Origin of the sequence: Streptomyces sp. NPDC002138, assembly GCF_040296485.1 — a bacterium.
Taxonomy (GTDB): domain Bacteria; phylum Actinomycetota; class Actinomycetes; order Streptomycetales; family Streptomycetaceae; genus Streptomyces.
The window spans coordinates 64,727-82,087 of the sequence record NZ_JBEOXE010000015.1; the positions used below are offsets into that span (position 1 = coordinate 64,727).

The 17,361-nt window shown below is 71.9% G+C and carries 16 protein-coding genes; 8 read left to right on the forward strand and 8 right to left on the reverse strand.

Features of this window, described 5'->3' with window-relative positions; genetic code table 11:
* The first annotated feature begins 28 nt into the window (after positions 1-28).
* Positions 29-964 carry a DUF3027 domain-containing protein gene (locus ABT084_RS12780; protein ID WP_351041741.1) on the forward strand — a complete coding sequence of 312 codons (936 nt, stop codon included), beginning with the start codon at positions 29-31 and terminating at the stop codon, positions 962-964.
* Between the two features lie 675 nt (positions 965-1,639).
* On the opposite strand, the gene ABT084_RS12785 is transcribed toward ABT084_RS12780, so the two are convergent.
* From ABT084_RS12785 to ABT084_RS12795, 3 genes are all read right to left on the reverse strand, one after another.
* A complete protein-coding gene (locus ABT084_RS12785; protein WP_351041743.1) occupies positions 1,640-3,166 on the reverse strand; it encodes a flotillin family protein in 1,527 nt (508 codons plus the stop codon).
* A 163-nt stretch (positions 3,167-3,329) separates the two neighbouring features.
* The gene (locus ABT084_RS12790; protein WP_502968921.1) at positions 3,330-3,536 is read right to left on the reverse strand and encodes an NfeD C-terminal domain-containing protein; all 207 of its coding nucleotides are present in this window, start codon (positions 3,534-3,536) and stop codon (positions 3,330-3,332) included.
* A gap of 105 nt (positions 3,537-3,641) precedes the next feature.
* Positions 3,642-5,171, reverse strand: a complete 1,530-nt coding sequence (locus ABT084_RS12795) for an MFS transporter (RefSeq protein WP_351041748.1) — start codon at positions 5,169-5,171, stop codon at positions 3,642-3,644.
* A gap of 115 nt (positions 5,172-5,286) precedes the next feature.
* On the opposite strand from ABT084_RS12795, the gene ABT084_RS12800 reads away from it, so the two are divergent.
* On the forward strand, positions 5,287-5,910 hold the full coding sequence (locus tag ABT084_RS12800; RefSeq protein ID WP_351041750.1) for a TetR/AcrR family transcriptional regulator: 624 nt from the start codon (positions 5,287-5,289) through the stop codon (positions 5,908-5,910).
* Between the two features lie 48 nt (positions 5,911-5,958).
* Here ABT084_RS12800 and ABT084_RS12805 read toward each other — a convergent pair whose 3' ends face one another.
* On the reverse strand, positions 5,959-7,008 hold the full coding sequence (locus tag ABT084_RS12805; RefSeq protein ID WP_351041753.1) for a WD40 repeat domain-containing protein: 1,050 nt from the start codon (positions 7,006-7,008) through the stop codon (positions 5,959-5,961).
* 124 nt (positions 7,009-7,132) lie between these two features.
* Here ABT084_RS12805 and ABT084_RS12810 point away from each other — a divergent pair, with 124 nt between their 5' ends.
* Both ABT084_RS12810 and ABT084_RS12815 read left to right on the forward strand, forming a co-directional pair.
* On the forward strand, positions 7,133-7,825 hold the full coding sequence (locus tag ABT084_RS12810; RefSeq protein WP_351041755.1) for a GDSL-type esterase/lipase family protein: 693 nt from the start codon (positions 7,133-7,135) through the stop codon (positions 7,823-7,825).
* Positions 7,826-7,924: 99 nt separating this feature from the next.
* Positions 7,925-8,914 carry an aldo/keto reductase gene (locus ABT084_RS12815; protein ID WP_351041758.1) on the forward strand — a complete coding sequence of 330 codons (990 nt, stop codon included), beginning with the start codon at positions 7,925-7,927 and terminating at the stop codon, positions 8,912-8,914.
* A 134-nt stretch (positions 8,915-9,048) separates the two neighbouring features.
* Here ABT084_RS12815 and thpR read toward each other — a convergent pair whose 3' ends face one another.
* From thpR to ABT084_RS12830, 3 genes are all read right to left on the reverse strand, one after another.
* On the reverse strand, positions 9,049-9,591 hold the full coding sequence (gene thpR / locus ABT084_RS12820; protein ID WP_351041760.1) for an RNA 2',3'-cyclic phosphodiesterase: 543 nt from the start codon (positions 9,589-9,591) through the stop codon (positions 9,049-9,051).
* A gap of 469 nt (positions 9,592-10,060) precedes the next feature.
* Entirely contained in the window at positions 10,061-11,401 is a 1,341-nt protein-coding gene (locus tag ABT084_RS12825) for an MFS transporter (RefSeq protein WP_351041763.1), read from the reverse strand.
* Positions 11,402-11,425: 24 nt separating this feature from the next.
* On the reverse strand, positions 11,426-11,863 hold the full coding sequence (locus tag ABT084_RS12830; protein WP_266574971.1) for a MarR family winged helix-turn-helix transcriptional regulator: 438 nt from the start codon (positions 11,861-11,863) through the stop codon (positions 11,426-11,428).
* A gap of 121 nt (positions 11,864-11,984) precedes the next feature.
* Between ABT084_RS12830 and ABT084_RS12835 the strand changes: the two genes are divergently transcribed.
* Positions 11,985-12,167: a ribbon-helix-helix protein, CopG family gene (locus ABT084_RS12835; RefSeq protein WP_351041766.1), complete on the forward strand. Its 183-nt coding sequence runs from the start codon at positions 11,985-11,987 to the stop codon at positions 12,165-12,167.
* Positions 12,168-12,179: 12 nt separating this feature from the next.
* Here the strand turns inward: ABT084_RS12835 and ABT084_RS12840 are convergent, their stop codons facing one another.
* Positions 12,180-13,619, reverse strand: coding sequence for an NCS2 family permease (locus ABT084_RS12840; protein ID WP_351041769.1), 1,440 nt, complete (start codon positions 13,617-13,619; stop codon positions 12,180-12,182).
* Positions 13,620-13,797: 178 nt separating this feature from the next.
* Here ABT084_RS12840 and ABT084_RS12845 point away from each other — a divergent pair, with 178 nt between their 5' ends.
* From ABT084_RS12845 to ABT084_RS12855, 3 genes are all read left to right on the forward strand, one after another.
* The gene (locus tag ABT084_RS12845; RefSeq protein WP_351041772.1) at positions 13,798-14,145 is read left to right on the forward strand and encodes a DUF2530 domain-containing protein; all 348 of its coding nucleotides are present in this window, start codon (positions 13,798-13,800) and stop codon (positions 14,143-14,145) included.
* A 94-nt stretch (positions 14,146-14,239) separates the two neighbouring features.
* Positions 14,240-16,708 carry a cation-translocating P-type ATPase gene (locus ABT084_RS12850; RefSeq protein WP_351041773.1) on the forward strand — a complete coding sequence of 823 codons (2,469 nt, stop codon included), beginning with the start codon at positions 14,240-14,242 and terminating at the stop codon, positions 16,706-16,708.
* A 223-nt stretch (positions 16,709-16,931) separates the two neighbouring features.
* Positions 16,932-17,174 carry a hypothetical protein gene (locus tag ABT084_RS12855; protein ID WP_351041776.1) on the forward strand — a complete coding sequence of 81 codons (243 nt, stop codon included), beginning with the start codon at positions 16,932-16,934 and terminating at the stop codon, positions 17,172-17,174.
* The last annotated feature ends 187 nt before the right edge of the window (positions 17,175-17,361 follow it).

Sequence of the window (17,361 nt, forward strand, 5' to 3'; positions counted from 1 at the left end):
TGAGACGGCGTAGGAGAGAACGAGACCAGTGAGTGCTGCGACGACGCGAAGCCGTACCCCGCGTACCCCTGACCGCCTGTGCGTCGAGGCGGTAGAACTCGCCCGGGCGGCGGCCGAGGAGGCCGCCTACCCCGGAGTGGTGGGAGAGCACGTCTCCGCGGTGGCGGAGGGCGACCGGGTCGTCACCCACTACTTCGAGGCCAAGGAGCCGGGCTACCGCGGCTGGCGCTGGGCCGTCACGGTGACCCGCGCCTCCCGCGCGAAGAACGTCACCCTCGACGAAACGGTGCTGCTCCCCGGCTCCGACGCGCTGCTGGCACCCGAGTGGGTGCCGTGGAGCGAGCGGCTGCGGCCGGGTGACATGGGGCCGGGCGACCTGCTGCCCACCGATGCCGAGGATCTGCGGCTGGAGCCGGGCTGGTCCGGCGAGGACGCGCCGCCGCCGAACTCCGTGGTGTCGGGGGAGATGGCCGAGCTCGTCGAGGCGGAAGACGCCGACATCACGGACGTCGCGGACCGCGCGGTGGTGCCGGTGGTGCCGGTGCGCGGGTCGATCACCTCCGTGGCCGAGGAGCTCGGCATGCGGCGGGCGCGCGTGCTGTCGCGCTACGGGCTGCACACGGCGGCCGACCGCTGGGACGAGTCCTTCGGGGCGAAGACCCCGATGGCGCAGGCGGCGCCCGCGTCGTGCGTGTCCTGCGGGTTCCTGGTCGCGATCGGTGGCTCGCTGGGGCAGGCCTTCGGGGTGTGCGCGAACGAGTTCGGTCCGGCCGATGGGCGGCTCGTGTCCCTGTCGTACGGGTGCGGGGGGCATTCCGAGGCGGCGGTCATGCCGGTGCCGATGCGGCCTGCGCCGCCGGTGCTCGACTCGATGGCCTCGGACGACTTCCCCCTCCGCCCGACCCCGACCTCTCCCTCCCTCCCCGCCGAGGACCTCCCCCCGTCGGACCTGGGCCACTCCTGACCGAGGGGGCGGGCGCGGATACCGCCTGGCCCGCGCGGCCCGGCGCGCCCTCCGGGGGGCGCCTCAATCGTCGGCGGGGCTGAGATGCCCGGCCGCGCGGCGGCTGGTGTGGTGCCGCCTGAAGTGTGCTGCTCTGCGCGGCTCGGTGTGCCCTCCGGGGGCGCCTCAAACGCCGGCGAGGCTGAGATGCCCGGCCACGCGGCCGACTGCCGCCTGCGCGGGTCGTCTCGATCGTCGGCGGGGCTGAGATGCCCGGCCGCGTGGCGGGCTGGTGGTGCGCCGCCTGAAGTGTGCTGCTCTGCGCGGCCCGGTATGCCCTCCGGGGGCGCCTCAAACGCCGGCGAGGCTGAGAAACGCCGCGCGGCCCGCTGCCGCCTGCGGGGTTCGCCTCAATCGCCGGCGGGGCTTGGGATGGTGCCGGTCGGCCGCCCGGGCGGGCTGGATGCCGCGCAGCGGCACTTCCAGCCTCGCCGGCGTTTGAGGCGCCCCCGGAGGGGAGTCCGGCGGACGGTCGAACTCAGCCTCGCCGGCGTTTGAGGCGCTCCCGGAGGGGGGTCCTGCGGACGGTCGAACTCAGCCTCGCCGGCGTTTGAGGCGCCCCGCCCCCGGACGGGTGGCCGCCCGGGGGCGGGAACGCGGGGGCGTGGGGGCCCGCGTGCCCGGCGTGGGGTCGCGTTACGGGCGGGCGTCCTCCGTGATCGGGATCGGGTGGACGCCGTTCACCGAGGGCGCGGCGACCGGCACGGAGTGCTTCGGCTTCGCCGCCTCCTCCTGCCCCTGGTTCATCGTCGACAGGAGCTGCCGCGCGAGCCCCAGCCCGGTACCCCCCATCGTGAGCGCCTTGGCGAACATCTCCGACATGCCCTCGGCCCCGTTCAGCAGCACCATGTGCTCGACGTTCCCGAACGCACTCGCCCCCGCCTCCACGATCTTCGGCCAGTTCTCGGCCAGCTGCTGGGCGACCACGGCCTCCTGGTTCTCCGCCAGGGCCGCCGCCCGCGCCTTGATGGACTCGGCCTCGGCGAGACCCTTGGCCTTCGCCGCGTCCGCCTCCGCCAGCCCCCTGGCCCGCGCCCACTCGGCGTCCGCGAGGCCCTTGGCCTGCGTCGCCGCGGCTTCGGCCTCACCGGTGGCCCGGGTCGCCTTCGCCGCCGCCAGACCGCGGGCCTCGGTCGCCTGGGCCTCCGCCGCCGCGGCCGTCCTGACCCGGGTGGCCTCGGCGGCAGCCGCCAGTTCGGTCTCCTGGGCCTTGGCCTGGGCGGCCGAGATCCGGGAGTCGCGGTCGGCCTCGGCGAGCGTGCGCTGCTCGTAGGCCTTGGCGTCCGCGGGCTTGCGCACGTCCGCCTGGAGCTGCTGCTCGCGCCGGTTGGCCTCCAGCTCGGCGACCCGGGTCTCCTGGACGACGACCTCCTGGCGGGCGGCCGCGTCCGCGAGCGGTCCGGCCTGCTTGGCCGAGGCCGCGGCCTTGTCCCGCTCGGCCTGGTAGCCGGCCTGGAGGATCTCGCTGTCCCGGGTGGCCTCCGACATGCGGGCGAAGGCGGCCTGTTCGGCCTCGGTCGCCAGCAGGTTCGCATCCGCCTGGGCGATCCGCGCGTCCCGCTGGACGGCGGCCGCGTGCGGCATCGCGAGGTTCTTGATGTAGCCGGTCGGGTCCTCGATCTCGTGGATCTGGAGCGAGTCGACGATCAGGCCGAGCTTCTCCATCTCGCTGCCGCAGGCCGCCCGGGTCTGCCCGGTCAGCTTCTCGCGGTCGCGGATCATGTCCTCGACCGTCAGCCCGCCCACGATGGAGCGCAGATGGCCGGCAAACACGATGTGCACGCGGTCCGGGATCATCTTCTGCTGGTCCAGGAACCGCCGCGCCGCGTTCGCGATCGAGACCATGTCGTCCCCGACCTTGAAGATCACCACGCCCTTGACCTTGAGCGGGATGCCCTGGTGGGTCACGCAGTCCACCAGCAACTGGGTCTCGTTCAGGTCCAGCGACAGCTTCCGTACCGCCTGGACACCGGGCAGCACGAGCGTGCCGCGGCCGGTGACGATCCGGAACCCCATGCCGTCGCCGAGACCCTCGGTCTTGTGCGTGGAGCCGGAGATGACAAGTGCTTCGTTCGGTTCGGCCACCCGCCACATGAGCTTGAACAGGCCGATCAGAACGAGAATTGCGGCGAGGATCGCTCCCGCCACGACGCCGATAGCCATCGGCAAACGCCCCCTTAGTGCAGTGCCGTTGCGGCACCGATGAGGGCGAGTCTGCGCCTGTCGGCCAGTGGCGTGAAGACGCTGGCGCGCTCTTGTCGCAATCTTGATACGCACCGGTCCCGCCGCGGGCCCGGCGAGAGGTCAGCGGCAGGTCGACGGAAGGTCAGCCGACGTAGGCGGCGGTGACGTACACCGTGCGCGGCGGCAGGTGTTCGACCACCGTGACGACCGTCCCGACGGGGATCGGATCCCGCTCGTCCAGCGCCGGATAGGCCAGGAAGTGCTCCGCCCCGCCCCGGATCCGGATGATGACCTCGCCCACGAGTCCGGGCCCCACCGTGCCGGTGACCCGTCCGGTCATCCCCGCCATGTCCTGATCCATACCGGCAGGTTACGCGGGAAGGGCCCGGGGAGACCCCGGGCCCGTTCCATCCGTTCGCCTGCTCGGCTCACGTACGCCGGTCACGTACGCCGTTCAGTTGGCAAGGGCCTCGGCCGCCCGCTCCGGTTCGGCGGTCCGGGCTGCCTCCGTGCGCCGGACCCGGGTCACCGCGATGAGCGCGGCGGCCAGCAGCAGGGCGACGGCGCCGTAGGAGGCGGTGTGCATGCCGTGGACGAACGCCTCGCGGGCGGCGGCCAGTACGGTCTCCCCGGCCTGCCCGCCGATCTGGTGGGCGACGGCCGCGGCGCCGCCGAGCGTCTCCCGTACGGCGGGCTGCGCGTCGGCCAGGTCGCCGCGGTAGACGGCCGTGCTGAGGCTGCCCAGCAGGGCCATGCCGAGCGCCCCGCCGAACTCGCTGCCGGTCTCCAGGACCGAGGCGGCCGAACCGGCCTTCTCGGCGGGTGCCGAGGCGAGGGCCATGTCGGAGACGAGCGACATGACGGCGACGATGCCGCTGGCCAGGACGCCGGCGCCGGTCAGCAGCAGCCAGAGGGAGTCGGTGCCGGTGAGGGCGAGGAGGGTGAACCCGGCGGCGCCGACGGCGAATCCGCCGGCGACGACGACGGGGCGGCCGTACTTCTGGCCGAGCGCGGTGGATGCGGGGGCGGCGGCGCCGACGGCGACCGAGGGGGCCAGGGACCACAGTGCGGCCTCGAGGGTGCCCATGCCGAGGACGGACTGGAGGTACTGGGTGGTGAAGTACGCCGAGCCCATCATGACGAAGGCGGCGATGCTGTTGAAGGCGACCCCGGCGGCGAAGCCGCGGCCCCGGAAGAGGTCCCGGCTGATCATGGCGTCGTCGCGGGTGAGCTGGCGGCGGACGAAGACGGACCCGAAGAGCAGACCGGCGGCGAGGCAGCCGAGGTACAGGGGCTCGAAGCCCTCCGCGGCGATCTCCTTGAGGCCGTAGACGACGGGGAGCACGGCGGCCATCGAGAGCGGGACGCTGAGCAGGTCGAAGCGGCCGGGGGCGGGGTCCTTGAACTCCGGTACGAGCACGGGGACCAGGACCAGCAGGAGCAGCATCGCGGGGACGTTGATGAGGAAGACCGACCCCCACCAGAAGTGGCTCAGGATCAGCCCGCTCATGACCGAGCCGAGCGCGATGCCGCCGGCCATCGCGCCGGACCAGATGCCGATGGCCTGGCCGCGCTGCTTGTCGTCCTGGAAGAGGTTGCGTACGAGCCCCAGCGTGGACGGCATCAGGGTCGCGCCGCCGACTCCGAGCAGGGCGCGGGCGGCGATCAGCATCTCGGCGCTGGTGGCGTAGGCGGCGCCGACGGAGGCGAGCCCGAAGGCGGCCGCGCCGATCAGCAGCAGCTTGCGGCGGCCGATCCGGTCGCCCAGCGAACCCATGGTGATGAGGAGTCCGGCGAGGGCGAAGGCGTAACTGTCGAAGATCCACAGCTGCTGCGTGGCGGTGGGATCCAGCTCCTGGGTGATGGAGGGGATCGCGAAGTAGAGGACGGAGACGTCCATCGAGACCAGGAGCAGGGGGAGCAGGAGGACGGTGAAGGCGGTCCATTCCCGGCGGCCTGCGAGACGTGCTGCGGGGTTCGTCATGAGCAGTAATGTACAAGCGTCATAAACGCTTGTCTAGTACGGACGTGTAGAACAATCGTGTTGAACGTATGTCTGTGACGCTTGTCTGTGACGGTTGTCTTGTTAGGCTGCAGGCATGGGACATCGTGAAGATCTGCTCGAAGGCGCCAAGAAGTGCCTGGTCGAGAAGGGTTTCGCGCGCACGACCGCGCGGGACATCGTCAATGCGTCCGGTGCGAACCTGGCCTCGATCGGCTACCACTACGGCTCCAAGGACGCCCTGCTGATCCAGGCGTTCATCAGGCTCGCGGAGGAGTGGGGGGACGCCGTCACCCCGGACGTGACCGGCGAGGGCGGCACGCTGGACCGCTTCACCTCGGTCTGGGAGGGCATCCTCGGGCGCCAGGACCAGTTCACCGCGATGTGGGCGGCCAGCACGGAGATCGCGCTCGCCCCGGACCGGATGCCGGAGCTGGCCGCCATGCTGTCGGCCTCGGAGGGGGAGGGGCGGCGCGGCCTGGTCGCCCTGTTCACGGGCATCCCCGAGGAGGACCTCGGCGAGGACGACGTGCGGACGCTGGGGGCGCTGTACCAGGCGATGCTGACGGGCGTGATGCTCCAGTGGCGGTTCAACCCGGAGACGGCCGCGACGGCGGCGGACCTCACGGAGGGCATGCGCCGGCTCGCGGGCGCCCTGACGCCGGGGACCCGGCCGAAACCGGCTCCGGAGGCGGCTCCCGAGGCGGCTCCGGAGGCCTGACCGGGCGGCGGGGCGGGCGGGCGCGGTGGCCCCCGCCGGCCCCCGTTCTCAGTCCCCGCGCCGCCCCCGGCCGACCAGGCGCTTGCCGGCCAGGACGATCGCCGTGGCCGCGACCAGGACCATCGCGCCCACCGTGAAGTCGCCCCCGTCGCGGGTGGCCGCCGGGGCCGCGGACGAGGGCGGGGAGCCGGGGGAGGGGGTGGACCCCGGCTTCGGGGAGCCGGCCGCCGCGCCCGGCACCGGGACCGCCACCACCCGGCTGTTCGCGCCCTCCGAGCCGAACATCAGCACCTTGCCGTCCGGCGTGTAGGTCACCGACTCCGCCTGCCCCTGCCACGGTGCGTCCACCCGGACCCCCTCGCCCTGCGGCTTGCCGTCCTTCCACGGGAAGGTCCGCGCGAAGAAATACCCGCGCAGCGTCAGGCTCCCGCCGTCCGGCGAGAACGCCCCGTCGGTCACCCACGGCACGTCCGCGATCCGGCGGAATTCGTTGCTCCCCGATGCCGACAGCTGCTCGGGCCCCTCGTACAGCCCGCCCTTGTCCTCGCTCTTGCTCGCGATGTACACCCGCCCGGTCACCGGATGGACCATCAGCGCCTCGGCGTTGCGGGGCCCGTCCGCGTAACGCACCGTGAACTGGACCGGCTTGACCGTCACATCGGCCAACTGGGCGGGCTCCGGGAAGCGGTAGATCCACACGTGGTCCCAGGTGCCGCCCAGGTTGTCGCCGATGTCCGCGACGTAGAGCTGCCCGTCGGGGCCGAGCGAGATCGCCTCGACGTCGCGCGGGGCGCCGATGCCCGCCATCGTGACGCGGGCGACCGTACGGCCGGTGGCCGAGTCGACGGCGTACACGTACGGCCCGTCGTCACTGTCGTTGTGCGTCCAGTAGACCCCCGGATGGATCTTGCTGGCCGCCAGCCCGCTGGACTCCTTGATCCGCGGATCGGAGATCGTGAAGGTCGAGGCCCCGGGCGCCGGAGCGGGCGCGGGGGACCCCGCGGCGGACGCGGCGCCCGGCAGCAGGACCAGGGCGGAAACGGCAGCGGCGGCGGCGACGGCGGTGGCCACGACGGCGGCGGACGGGAGCGGGCGCATCCCCCAAGCCTGCCAGGCGCGCGGCCCCGGCCCGCCAGGCGCGCACCCCCGCGCGCGTGTCCGGCATCGCGCGCGTGTCCGGCATCACGTGGGCAGCGCGGCGGTGATCCGCGATGATGACCGGATGCGTTTCATGTTCGTCGGCGACTCCATGACCATCGGACGCGCCGGCGACTTCACCTGGCGCTATCGGATGTGGCAGCACCTGAGCGCCCGCCTCGGCGCCCCGTACGAGATCGTCGGCCCCCGCAGCGAGGTCTACGACACCGGCGCCGACGCGCCGACCAGCCACGCCTACGCCGACCCCGGCTTCCCCGCCGACGCCCGCCGCCACCTGGCCGGCTGGGGCGAGGGCTGGCAGCACATGGTCCCGCTCATCGGCGACGCCGCCCGCGCCCACCGCCCGGACGTGCTCCTCGTCTCCCTGGGCCTGATCGACCTCGGCTTCTACACGGACGCCGACCAGACCGCCGCCAACGTCCGCCGCTTCGTCGCCGAGGCCCGCGCCGCCCGCCCGCGCGTACGGATGGTGCTGCTGCCGGTCATCCCCAACGTCCGCGCCGACGACGACGCGCCCTTCGCCGCCCAGGTGAGCCGCTTCAACGAACTGCTGGCCAAGACCGTCGCCGACCTGTCCACCGACGCCTCGCCGCTGCTGCTGGCCGCGCGCCCGCAGGGCTACGAACTGGCCCACGACACCTACGACGGCACCCACCCCAGCGCTTCGGGCGAGCACCGGCTCGCGGGCGAGTTCGCGGCCGTCATGCACCAGGCGTGGGGCATCGGGGCGCCGTACGCGGCGGCCGAGGGGCCGTAACGTTTCGTCGCGCCGCGCCGGGCTCTGCCGTAATGCGCAACACGCCCTTCACCGTGGGGTCTTGCCTCGAGCCCGCTCGAAGCAGTTGGCTTGGGCCCCATGAAGTACACGCAGCTCGGACGCACCGGCCTCAAGGTCAGCCGACTTGTCCTCGGCACGATGAACTTCGGCCCCCAGACCGGGGAGCCGGAGAGTCACGCGATCATGGATTCCGCGCTCGACGCGGGCATCAACTTCTTCGACACCGCCAATGTCTACGGCTGGGGCGAGAACAAGGGCCGCACCGAAGAGATCATCGGCACCTGGTTCGCGCAGGGCGGCGGCCGCCGCGAGAAGACGGTCCTCGCCACCAAGGTCTACGGCAACATGGCCGCCGAGGGCGACCCGTGGCCCAACTACGACCGGCTCTCGGCGCTGAACATCCGGCGGGCCGTCGAGGCCAGCCTCAAGCGCCTGAACACCGACCACATCGACGTCTACCAGTTCCACCACGTCGACCGGAACACCCCCTTCGAGGAGATCTGGCAGGCCGTCGAGGTCCTGATCCAGCAGGGCAAGATCCTCTACGCGGGCTCCTCCAACTTCCCCGGCTGGAAGATCGCCCAGGCCAACGAGGCGGCCGCGCGCATCGGGCGGCTCGGCCTCGTCAGCGAGCAGTGCCTCTACAACCTGGCCGAGCGGCGCGCCGAGATGGAGATCATCCCGGCCGCCGAGGCGTACGGGCTCGGGGTCATCCCGTGGTCGCCGCTGCACGGCGGGCTGCTCGGGGGCGCCATCCGCAAGTCCGCGGATTCCGGCCGCACCGTGACCGGCCGCTCGGCGGAGGCGCTGTCCAACAGCTCGGTCCGGGCGCAGGTCCAGGCGTACGAGGACCTGCTCGACAAGCACGGCCTGGAACCGGGGGACGTGGCCCTCGCCTGGCTGCTGAGCCGGCCCGGGGTCACCGGCCCGATCGTGGGGCCGCGTACGCCGGAGCAGCTCGCCTCCGCGCTGCGCGCGGTCGAGCTGGAGCTCTCGCAGGAGGTGCTGGACGGTCTCGACGAGATCTTCCCGGGGCCGGGTGCCGCGCCGGAGGCCTTCGCCTGGTAGCGGCCCGCCGCCGGGAGGGGCCTACTGTCCGACGGCGGCCGCCACCGCCACGACGACGAACATGAGCACGAGCACACCGGCCATCACACGGTTACGGGTCTTGGGATCCACCCGTCGAGCGTAACGCGTCGGGGTCAGCCGCCGAGCGGCCAGGCCCCGACGACGTCGTAACGGGGCCCGCCCGCCGGGTCGAGGTTGCTGCGCACCAGGCTCAGCTCGCGGACCGGCCACGGCGTGCCCTCGAAGCCCGCTAGGGCCTCGGTGTACGGGCTCAGGTCGGTGCCGTCGGAGCTGCGGGCCAGGGTGAGGTGGGGCGTGTAGCGGTGGTGCTGCTCCATCGGTACGCCGGCCCGCCGGGCGGCGGCGTCGGTGCGCTCGGCGAGCATGCGCAGGGGGTCCAGGCCGCCGGCCGCGCCGGCCCAGAGGGCGCGGTCGCCGAAGTGGCCCGAGCCGTGGACGCGCAGCGTGAAGGGGGCCGTCTTCGCGGCGGCCCGCTCCAGCCGGGCGTGGAGGTCGGGGAGGAGGTCCTCCCCGACCTCTCCCATGAAGGCGAGGGTGTAGTGCCACCCGGCGTCGGAGGTCCAGCGCAGGCCCGGGGCGGGGCCGAGGGCCCGGACCGCCTCCCCCAACTCCGCGACGGCCCTGGCGGGCGGCAACACGGCGGCAAAGAGTCTCATCCCCCGACCCTAACCGCGCCCCACCGGACCCGGCCGCCCCTCCCGGCCCGCCCGGCGTTTGAGGACCCGCGGTCCACCGTCCGCCGGTGCGGGGTCGCCTCCGGCGGGGCTGGTGGTGGCTGGGGCAGGCCATTCCAGCCTGCCCGGCGTTTGAGGGCCCGCCGGAGGCCCCATGGTCCGCGGGTGCGGGGTTGCCTCCGGCGGCGCCTCAAACGCCCGGCGAGGCTGGAGGTGGCTGGCCCCTGGCATCCCCAGCCTGCCCGGCGTTTGAGGGCCCGCCGGAGGCTGCGCGGTCTGCGGGTGACGGGTCGTCCGCGGGTGCGGGGTTGCCTCCGGCGGCGCCTCAAACGCCGGCGAGGCTGGAGGTGGCGGGGGCAGGCCACTCCAGCCCGCCCGGCGATTGAGGGCCCCCGGGGCTCCCGGGCACCCCGGGGCCGGGGTTGCTCATGCCCCGGCTCCCCGCCAGGGGTCAGGCGGCGGGGACCAGCGCGCGGGCGGGGTGGGGGTGGCGGGGGACCAGGGCCAGGCCCCGGTGGCGGTCCATCCGCAGGCGCAGGTTGCCGACCCGGGACAGGACCAGCCCGATCGTCACCGCGGCCAGCAGCGCGACCGCGCCACCCGCCGCCATGCCGACCCGCGCCCCGTAGGTGTCGGTCACCCACCCGACCACCGGCGCGCCCACCGGCGTACCACCGGTGAAGACCATCATGAACAGCGCCATGACCCGCCCCCGCATCTCGGGATCGGTCGCCATCTGGACGCTGGAGTTGGCGGTGACGTTCACCGTCAGCCCGAACATCCCGATCGGGACGAGGAGCAGCGCGAACAGCCACAGCCCCGGCGCGAAGGCGGTCGCGATCTCCAGCACGGAGAACAGCACGGCCGCCGCGACCAGCACCCGCAGCCGGGACTGGCCCCGCCGGGCCGCCAGCAGGGCGCCCGCGAGGGAGCCCGCCGCGATCAGGGTGTTGAACAGGCCGTAGGTGCCCGCGTCTCCGTGGAAGACGTCACTGGTGAAGGCCGACAGCCAGATCGGGAAGTTGAACCCGAAGGTCCCGATGAAGCCGACCAGCACGATCGGCCAGATCAGCTCGGGCCGCCCCGCGACGTAGCGGAGCCCCTCCCGCAGCTGCCCCTTGGCCCGGGGCTGGATCTCCGTACGGTGCAGCTCGTGCGCCCGCATCAGCATCAGGCCCGCGATCGGCGCGGCGAACGACAGCCCGTTCAGCAGGAAGGCCCAGCCGGAGCCGACGGCGGTGATCAGCACACCCGCCACCGCCGGGCCGACCAGCCGCGCGGACTGGAAGTTGGCCGAATTCAGGCTGACGGCGTTGGCGAGCTGGTCCGGTCCGACCATCTCGGACACGAAGGACTGGCGGGCCGGGTTGTCCACGACGGTGACGAGGCCGAGCAGGAAGGCGGCCAGGTAGACGTGCCAGACCTGGACGTGCCCCGCGAGGGTGAGCGCGGCCAGCGCGAGACCGGTGAGGCCCATGGCGCTCTGGGTGCCGATCAGCAGCGGCCGCTTGGGCAGCCGGTCGGCGAGTACGCCTCCGTAGAGGCCGAACAGCAGCATCGGCAGGAACTGCAGCGCGATGGTGATGCCGACGGCGGAGGCCGAGCCGGTCAGCGAGAGGACCAGCCAGTCCTGGGCGATGCGCTGCATCCAGGTGCCGGTGTTCGACACGACCTGCCCGGTCGCGAAGAGCCGGTAGTTCCGGATCTTCAGCGAGCTGAACATCGTGGCGGGTACTGCGGTAGGAGCGGATTTGTGGCCGGGTGCGGAGTCTGCTCCGTTTCCCGTACTCAAGGGTGCGCCTCCAGGCGTGTGCGGTTACAGGTGCGCGAGCTTCTCCAGGACGGGTGCGGCCTCGCGGAGCTTGGCCCATTCGTCCTCGGTCAGCTCGGCCGCGAGCCCGGCCAGGAAGGCATTGCGCTTGCGACGGCTCTCTTCGAGCATCGCTTCGGCTTCCTCGGTCTGGCTGACCACCTTCTGGCGGCGGTCGTCGGGGTGCGGCTCCAGCCGGACCAGTCCCTTGGCCTCGAGCAGCGCGACGATGCGTGTCATCGACGGCGGCTGTACGTGCTCGCGCCGGGCAAGCTCACCGGGGGTGGCCTGGCCGCAGCGGGCGAGGGTGCCGAGGACCGACATCTCGGTCGGGCTGAGCGACTCGTCGACGCGCTGGTGCTTGAGGCGTCGGCCGAGCCGCATCACGGCGGACCGGAGGTCGTTCACGGCGGCGGCGTCGTCGCCATGGGAAAGGTCGTGCATGTTCATTAGAGTAACTCATTACTCTCGCTAAATAAAACCGGGTTCTTTGAGTCACTCGTACGGGTGAGCCGGCTCCGGAAAGTGACACGCGTCCACGCCCCGTGGCCCGACCCTGTGGGGCATGGGGACTCATGTGCTCAGCATGCGGATAGACGGAGAGCTGCTGGACCGGCTCCGGGATCACGCCGCGAAACGCGGAATGAGCGTCCAGGACTATGTGGTCCGGACGCTCATTCGCGACGACTTCGACGAACGCTTCAAGGTGGCGGTCGACGAGACGGAGAGGTTCTACGGCCTCACCTGAGGCCCGGGGCCGCTACGTGAGGCCGAGGGCGGGCATCGCGTAGTAGAAGACGAACACCGCCGACACGACGTACATCGCGGCCGGGACCTCGCGGGCCCGCCCGGTCGCCAGCCGCAGGACGCAGAAGCTGACGAAGCCGATGCCGATGCCGTTGGTGATCGAGTAGGTGAAGGGCATCATCGTCATTGCCAGGAAGGCGGGGACGGCGACGGTGAAGTCGCTCCAGTCGATGTCCTTGACCGAGCCCGCCAGGATCAGGAAGCCGACCGCCAGCAGCGCGGGGGTGGCGGCCTGCGACGGGACCATCGTGGCGAGCGGGGTGAGGAACAGCGCCACGGCGAAGAGGCCGCCCGTGACCACGTTCGCCAGGCCCGTACGGGCGCCCTCGCCGACGCCCGCCGTGGACTCCACGAAGCAGGTGGTGGCCGAGGAGGAGGTGGCGCCGCCGGACGCGACGGCGAGGCCGTCGATCAGCAGGACCCGGTTGATGCCGGGGAAGTTGCCGTCCTCGTCCATGAGCTTGGCCTCGTCGCCGACGCCGAGGATCGTGCCCATCGCGTCGAAGAAGCAGGACAGCAGCACGGTGAAGACGAAGAGGACGCCGGTCAGCATGCCGACCTTGTCGAAGCCGCCGAACAGGCTCACCTGGCCGACGAGCCCGAAGTCCGGGGCGGAGACCGGATTGCCCGGCAGCTCGGGGACCGTCAGGCCCCAGGCCGCGGCCGGCAGCTCGGTGACCAGCTGCACGACGACCGCGACGACGGTCATGGCCACGATCGAGATCAGGATCGCGCCGGGCGTCTTGCGGATGATCAGCGCCAGGGTGAGCAGGACGCCGATGACGAAGACGAGCACGGGCCAGCCGTGCAGGTGCCCGTTGCCGCCGAGCTGGAGCGGCACCGTGGTGTGCGCGAGGTCCGGGATGCGGGAGATGAAGCCCGAGTCGACGAGGCCGATCAGCATGATGAAGAGGCCGATGCCGATCGCGATGCCCTTGCGCAGGCTCAGCGGCACCGCGTTCATGACCCGCTCGCGCAGTCCGGTGGCGACGAGCAGCATCACGACGAAGCCCGCCAGGACCACCATGCCCATGGCGTCGGGCCAGCTCATGCGCGGGGCGAGCTGGAGGGCCACGACGGTGTTCACGCCGAGGCCGGCCGCGAGGGCGATCGGGACGTTGCCGATGACGCCCATCAGCAGGGTGGAGAAGGCCGCGGTCAGCACGGTGGCGGTGACCAGCTGGCCGCCGTCGAGCTGGTGCCCGTACATGTCCTTCGCGCTGCCGAGGATGATCGGGTTCAGCACGATGATGTAGGCCATCGCGAAGAAGGTGGCGAAGCCGCCCCGGACCTCTCGGGCGATGGTGGAACCGCGCTCCGAGATCTTGAAGTAGCGGTCGACGCCGTTGGTGGGCGTCGGAGTGGGGGCCGCGGCGGGGGCCGAGGTGCTCATGCGGTCCTCAAACTGGTTCGTTTTGGTGGCTTCGTACGAATGAAACCCGTCACAGGCAAACCGTTTCAGTATGAACAGATGAGAAGTGTGGCGTCCATCTCCGCGCGTAGAGCCATGGGGCAATTGGGTCAAGGCGACCGGCCGAAGGCCCCGCGCGGGCGCCCAATAGACTGGTGACATGGCGAAATGGACCGCACAGCACGAGGCGCCCGAGCCCCTGGAGGGCCCGATCGTCGCGACCGTCACCGGTGGCACGATCCTCTGGTTCGAGCTCTTCCTCGTCCAGCTGCCCTTCTACGGCTGGTTCGCGGAACGCGACCTGCTGTGGTGGGTGTGGTGCTGTGCGGCGGGCGGCGTACTCGGCCTGATCGGCCTCTGGTACGTCCGCGGACGCGACGCCGCGCTCAAACGCCACGCGGCGGAGCAGGCGGCGGCCGAGGCGGCGGCGGCCGAGGCGGCGGCCGAGGCGCCCGGACAGGCCCCGGCGGCCGGAGTCAACCCCCCGGGGAACCAGACCGCCGGTTAAAGGGCGTACCGAGGGACGATTCGGGTCATCCCGAAGTCGGATCTTCGTACTGCTCGGCGGGTGAACCGTTGGAACGCCCTTTACCGTCGAAAGCATGACGCAGCGGGCGAGGATCGATTCCGACGGACCGGAGCCCGGCGGCACCACCGCCGGCACCACCGCCATCGACGCGGGGGCGGAGCTGGACCCGGTGCACCCGGTGTCCCCGCCCGCACCCCGCTTCCGGGCGGGCGGCCTCAGCACCGCCGAGGTCGCGGAACGCGTCGCCCGCGGGGAGGTCAACGACGTCCCCGTCCGCTCCTCGCGCTCCACCCCGGACATCGTCCGGGCCAACGTCTTCACCCGGTTCAACGCGATCATCGGCGTGCTCTGGGTGATCATGCTGTTCGTCGCGCCGATCCAGGACAGCCTCTTCGGCTTCGTGATCATCGCGAACACCGGCATCGGCATCATCCAGGAACTGCGCGCCAAGAAGACCCTCGACGGCCTCGCCGTCATCGGCGAGGCCAAACCCAGCGTCCGCCGCGACGGCGCCACCGCCGAGATCTCCACCTCCGAGATCGTCCTCGGCGACGTCATCGAACTCGGCCCCGGCGACAAGGTCGTCGTCGACGGCGTCACCGGCGAGGCCGACGGCCTGGAGATCGACGAATCGCTGCTCACCGGCGAGGCCGACCCCGTCCTCAAGAAGCCCGGCGACCCCGTCATGTCCGGCTCGTTCGTCGTCGCGGGCGGCGGCGCGTTCACCGCCACCAAGGTCGGCCGCGAGGCCTACGCCGCCCAGCTGGCCGAAGAGGCCTCCCGCTTCACGCTCGTCCACTCCGAGCTGCGCACCGGCATCTCCACCATCCTCAAGTACGTCACCTGGATGATGGTCCCGACCTCCATCGGCCTCGTCATCAGCCAGCTGGTCGTCAAGGACTCCAACCTCAAGGACTCCATCGCCCGCACCGTCGGCGGCATCGTCCCGATGATCCCCGAGGGCCTGGTCCTGCTCACCTCCGTCGCCTTCGCGATCGGCGTCATCCGGCTCGGCCGCAAACAGTGCCTCGTGCAGGAACTCCCCGCCATCGAGGGCCTCGCCCGCGTGAACGTCGTGTGCCTCGACAAGACCGGCACCCTCACCGAGGGCGGCATGGACGTCACCGAGCTGCGCCCGCTCGGCGGCGCGGACGCGGCGTACGTACAGAAGGTCCTCGGTGCGCTCGGCGAATCCGACCCGCGCCCCAACGCCAGCCTCCAGGCCATCATCGACGCCTACCCGGACAGCGAGGAGTGGCGCTGCACCGAATCGCTGCCCTTCTCCTCCGCCCGCAAGTACAGCGGCGCCAGCTTCAGCGAGGGCGACGGCGAGAACTCCACCTGGCTCCTCGGTGCCCCCGACGTCCTGCTGCCCGTCGGCGACCCCGCCCTCGACGAGATCAACGAGCTGAACGAACAGGGCCTGCGCGTCCTGCTGCTCGCCCGCTCCGCCCGCGAACTGGACGACGAGCGGGTCACCAGTGCCGTCCGGCCGACCGCGCTGGTCGTGCTGGAGCAGCGGCTGCGGCCCGACGCCGCCGACACCTTGGGCTACTTCGCCGAGCAGAACGTCCACACCAAGGTCATCTCCGGCGACAACGCGGTCTCGGTGGGCGCGGTCGCGGCCAAGCTGGGGCTGCCGGGCGCCGAGAACACGGTCGACGCGCGCGATCTTCCGACCGACCGGGAGGAGCTGGCCAAGGTCCTCGACGAGAACTCGGTCTTCGGCCGGGTCACCCCGCAGCAGAAGCGTGACATGGTCGCCGCGCTCCAGTCCAAGGGCCACACCGTGGCCATGACGGGCGACGGGGTCAACGACGTCCTCGCGCTCAAGGACGCCGACATCGGCGTCTCGATGGGCTCGGGTTCGGAGGCGACCCGTGCGGTCGCCCAGATCGTGCTGCTGAACAACAGCTTCGCCACCCTGCCGTCGGTGGTGGCCGAGGGGCGCCGGGTGATCGGGAACATCACCCGGGTCGCGACCCTCTTCCTGACCAAGACGGTCTACTCGGTGCTGCTGGCCGTCCTGGTGGTGTGCAGCCAGGTCGAGTACCCGTTCCTGCCGCGGCACCTGACCCTGCTGTCCACGCTGACCATCGGCATCCCGGCCTTCTTCCTGGCGCTGGCGCCGAACCGGGAGCGGGCGCGGCCGCACTTCGTGAAACGGGTGATGCGGTACGCGATTCCCGGCGGGGTGATCGCGGCCGTGGCCACCTTCGTGACGTACCTGATCGCCCGGGCCCACTACTCCGGGCCGGACGCGCTCAAGGCGGAGACCAGTGCGGCGACGCTGACGCTGTTCCTGACGTCGATGTGGGTGCTGGCGATCATCGCCCGGCCGTACACCTGGTGGCGGGTGGCGCTGGTCGGGGCGATGGGTGGGGCGTTCCTGATCGTCCTGATCGTGCCGTGGCTGCAGGACTTCTTCCAGCTCGAGCTGGAGGGTGCCGTCCTGCCGTGGACTGCCGTCGGCATCGCGGTGGTGGCCTCGGCCCTGATCGAGTGCGCCTTCCGCTGGGTATCCCACCGCTTCCCTGCCTGACCCAGGCGGGCCCTCAATCGCCGGGCAGGCTGGAGTGGGCGGGCTCTCGAGCGGCGGGCGGGCTGGGGTGGCGCATTTCAGCCCCGCCGGCGTTTGAGGCGCCGCCGGAGGGGTGGGGGATCCGGCATTGGGGTGACATGTCGTATCCGGTGATCATCCTTGGCGTTGAACGGTCCGGCGCGCCGTTTCCTGGCGCGTCCTTCAGAGATCTTTGGGAGTAGTCATGCGTCTGCGTTCTACCCTGACGGCGTCCGTCCTCGCCGCCGGCATCCTGCTCGGCGGCGCCGGCGCCGCTCTCGCCAACGACGGTGGCGGCCTCGTCCGCACGACCGGTTCGCAGGGCGCCGCCCGCACCGCCGCCTCCTCGTTCGCCGGTGTCATCGACCACGTTGGCCCGGTCTACGCCTCGGACTCCCAGACGGAGCACGAGTGGGACCGCGGCACCTTCCTCGGCATCGCGTTCTAGTACGGGAACGCCACCGGTGACGGTGCGGGGGCGGTCGGCATCACGCGGCCGCCCCCTTCCCGTGCCGGTCGAACCCCCTAGGGGGTGTCTGACGGATGTCCGCGGCGTCGCGGCGCCCGGCACGCGCTCTCGCCGCACCGACCGAAAACCCGAGTACGTCCAGTACACGGGCCTCCGGTCGGCGCAC

What these genes read in the sequence shown, in the direction of transcription:
- ABT084_RS12785 (WP_351041743.1), bottom strand. Translation starts at nt 3,166, where the DNA reads ATGGCTATCGGCGTCGTGGCGGGAGCGATCCTCGCCGCAATTCTCGTT.
- ABT084_RS12790 (WP_502968921.1), bottom strand. Translation starts at nt 3,536, where the DNA reads ATGGCGGGGATGACCGGACGGGTCACCGGCACGGTGGGGCCCGGACTC.
- ABT084_RS12795 (WP_351041748.1), bottom strand. Translation starts at nt 5,171, where the DNA reads ATGACGAACCCCGCAGCACGTCTCGCAGGCCGCCGGGAATGGACCGCC.
- ABT084_RS12800 (WP_351041750.1), top strand. Translation starts at nt 5,287, where the DNA reads ATGGGACATCGTGAAGATCTGCTCGAAGGCGCCAAGAAGTGCCTGGTC.
- ABT084_RS12805 (WP_351041753.1), bottom strand. Translation starts at nt 7,008, where the DNA reads ATGCGCCCGCTCCCGTCCGCCGCCGTCGTGGCCACCGCCGTCGCCGCC.
- ABT084_RS12810 (WP_351041755.1), top strand. Translation starts at nt 7,133, where the DNA reads ATGCGTTTCATGTTCGTCGGCGACTCCATGACCATCGGACGCGCCGGC.
- ABT084_RS12815 (WP_351041758.1), top strand. Translation starts at nt 7,925, where the DNA reads ATGAAGTACACGCAGCTCGGACGCACCGGCCTCAAGGTCAGCCGACTT.
- thpR (WP_351041760.1), bottom strand. Translation starts at nt 9,591, where the DNA reads ATGAGACTCTTTGCCGCCGTGTTGCCGCCCGCCAGGGCCGTCGCGGAG.
- ABT084_RS12830 (WP_266574971.1), bottom strand. Translation starts at nt 11,863, where the DNA reads ATGCACGACCTTTCCCATGGCGACGACGCCGCCGCCGTGAACGACCTC.
- ABT084_RS12835 (WP_351041766.1), top strand. Translation starts at nt 11,985, where the DNA reads ATGGGGACTCATGTGCTCAGCATGCGGATAGACGGAGAGCTGCTGGAC.
- ABT084_RS12840 (WP_351041769.1), bottom strand. Translation starts at nt 13,619, where the DNA reads ATGAGCACCTCGGCCCCCGCCGCGGCCCCCACTCCGACGCCCACCAAC.
- ABT084_RS12845 (WP_351041772.1), top strand. Translation starts at nt 13,798, where the DNA reads ATGGCGAAATGGACCGCACAGCACGAGGCGCCCGAGCCCCTGGAGGGC.
- ABT084_RS12850 (WP_351041773.1), top strand. Translation starts at nt 14,240, where the DNA reads ATGACGCAGCGGGCGAGGATCGATTCCGACGGACCGGAGCCCGGCGGC.
- ABT084_RS12855 (WP_351041776.1), top strand. Translation starts at nt 16,932, where the DNA reads ATGCGTCTGCGTTCTACCCTGACGGCGTCCGTCCTCGCCGCCGGCATC.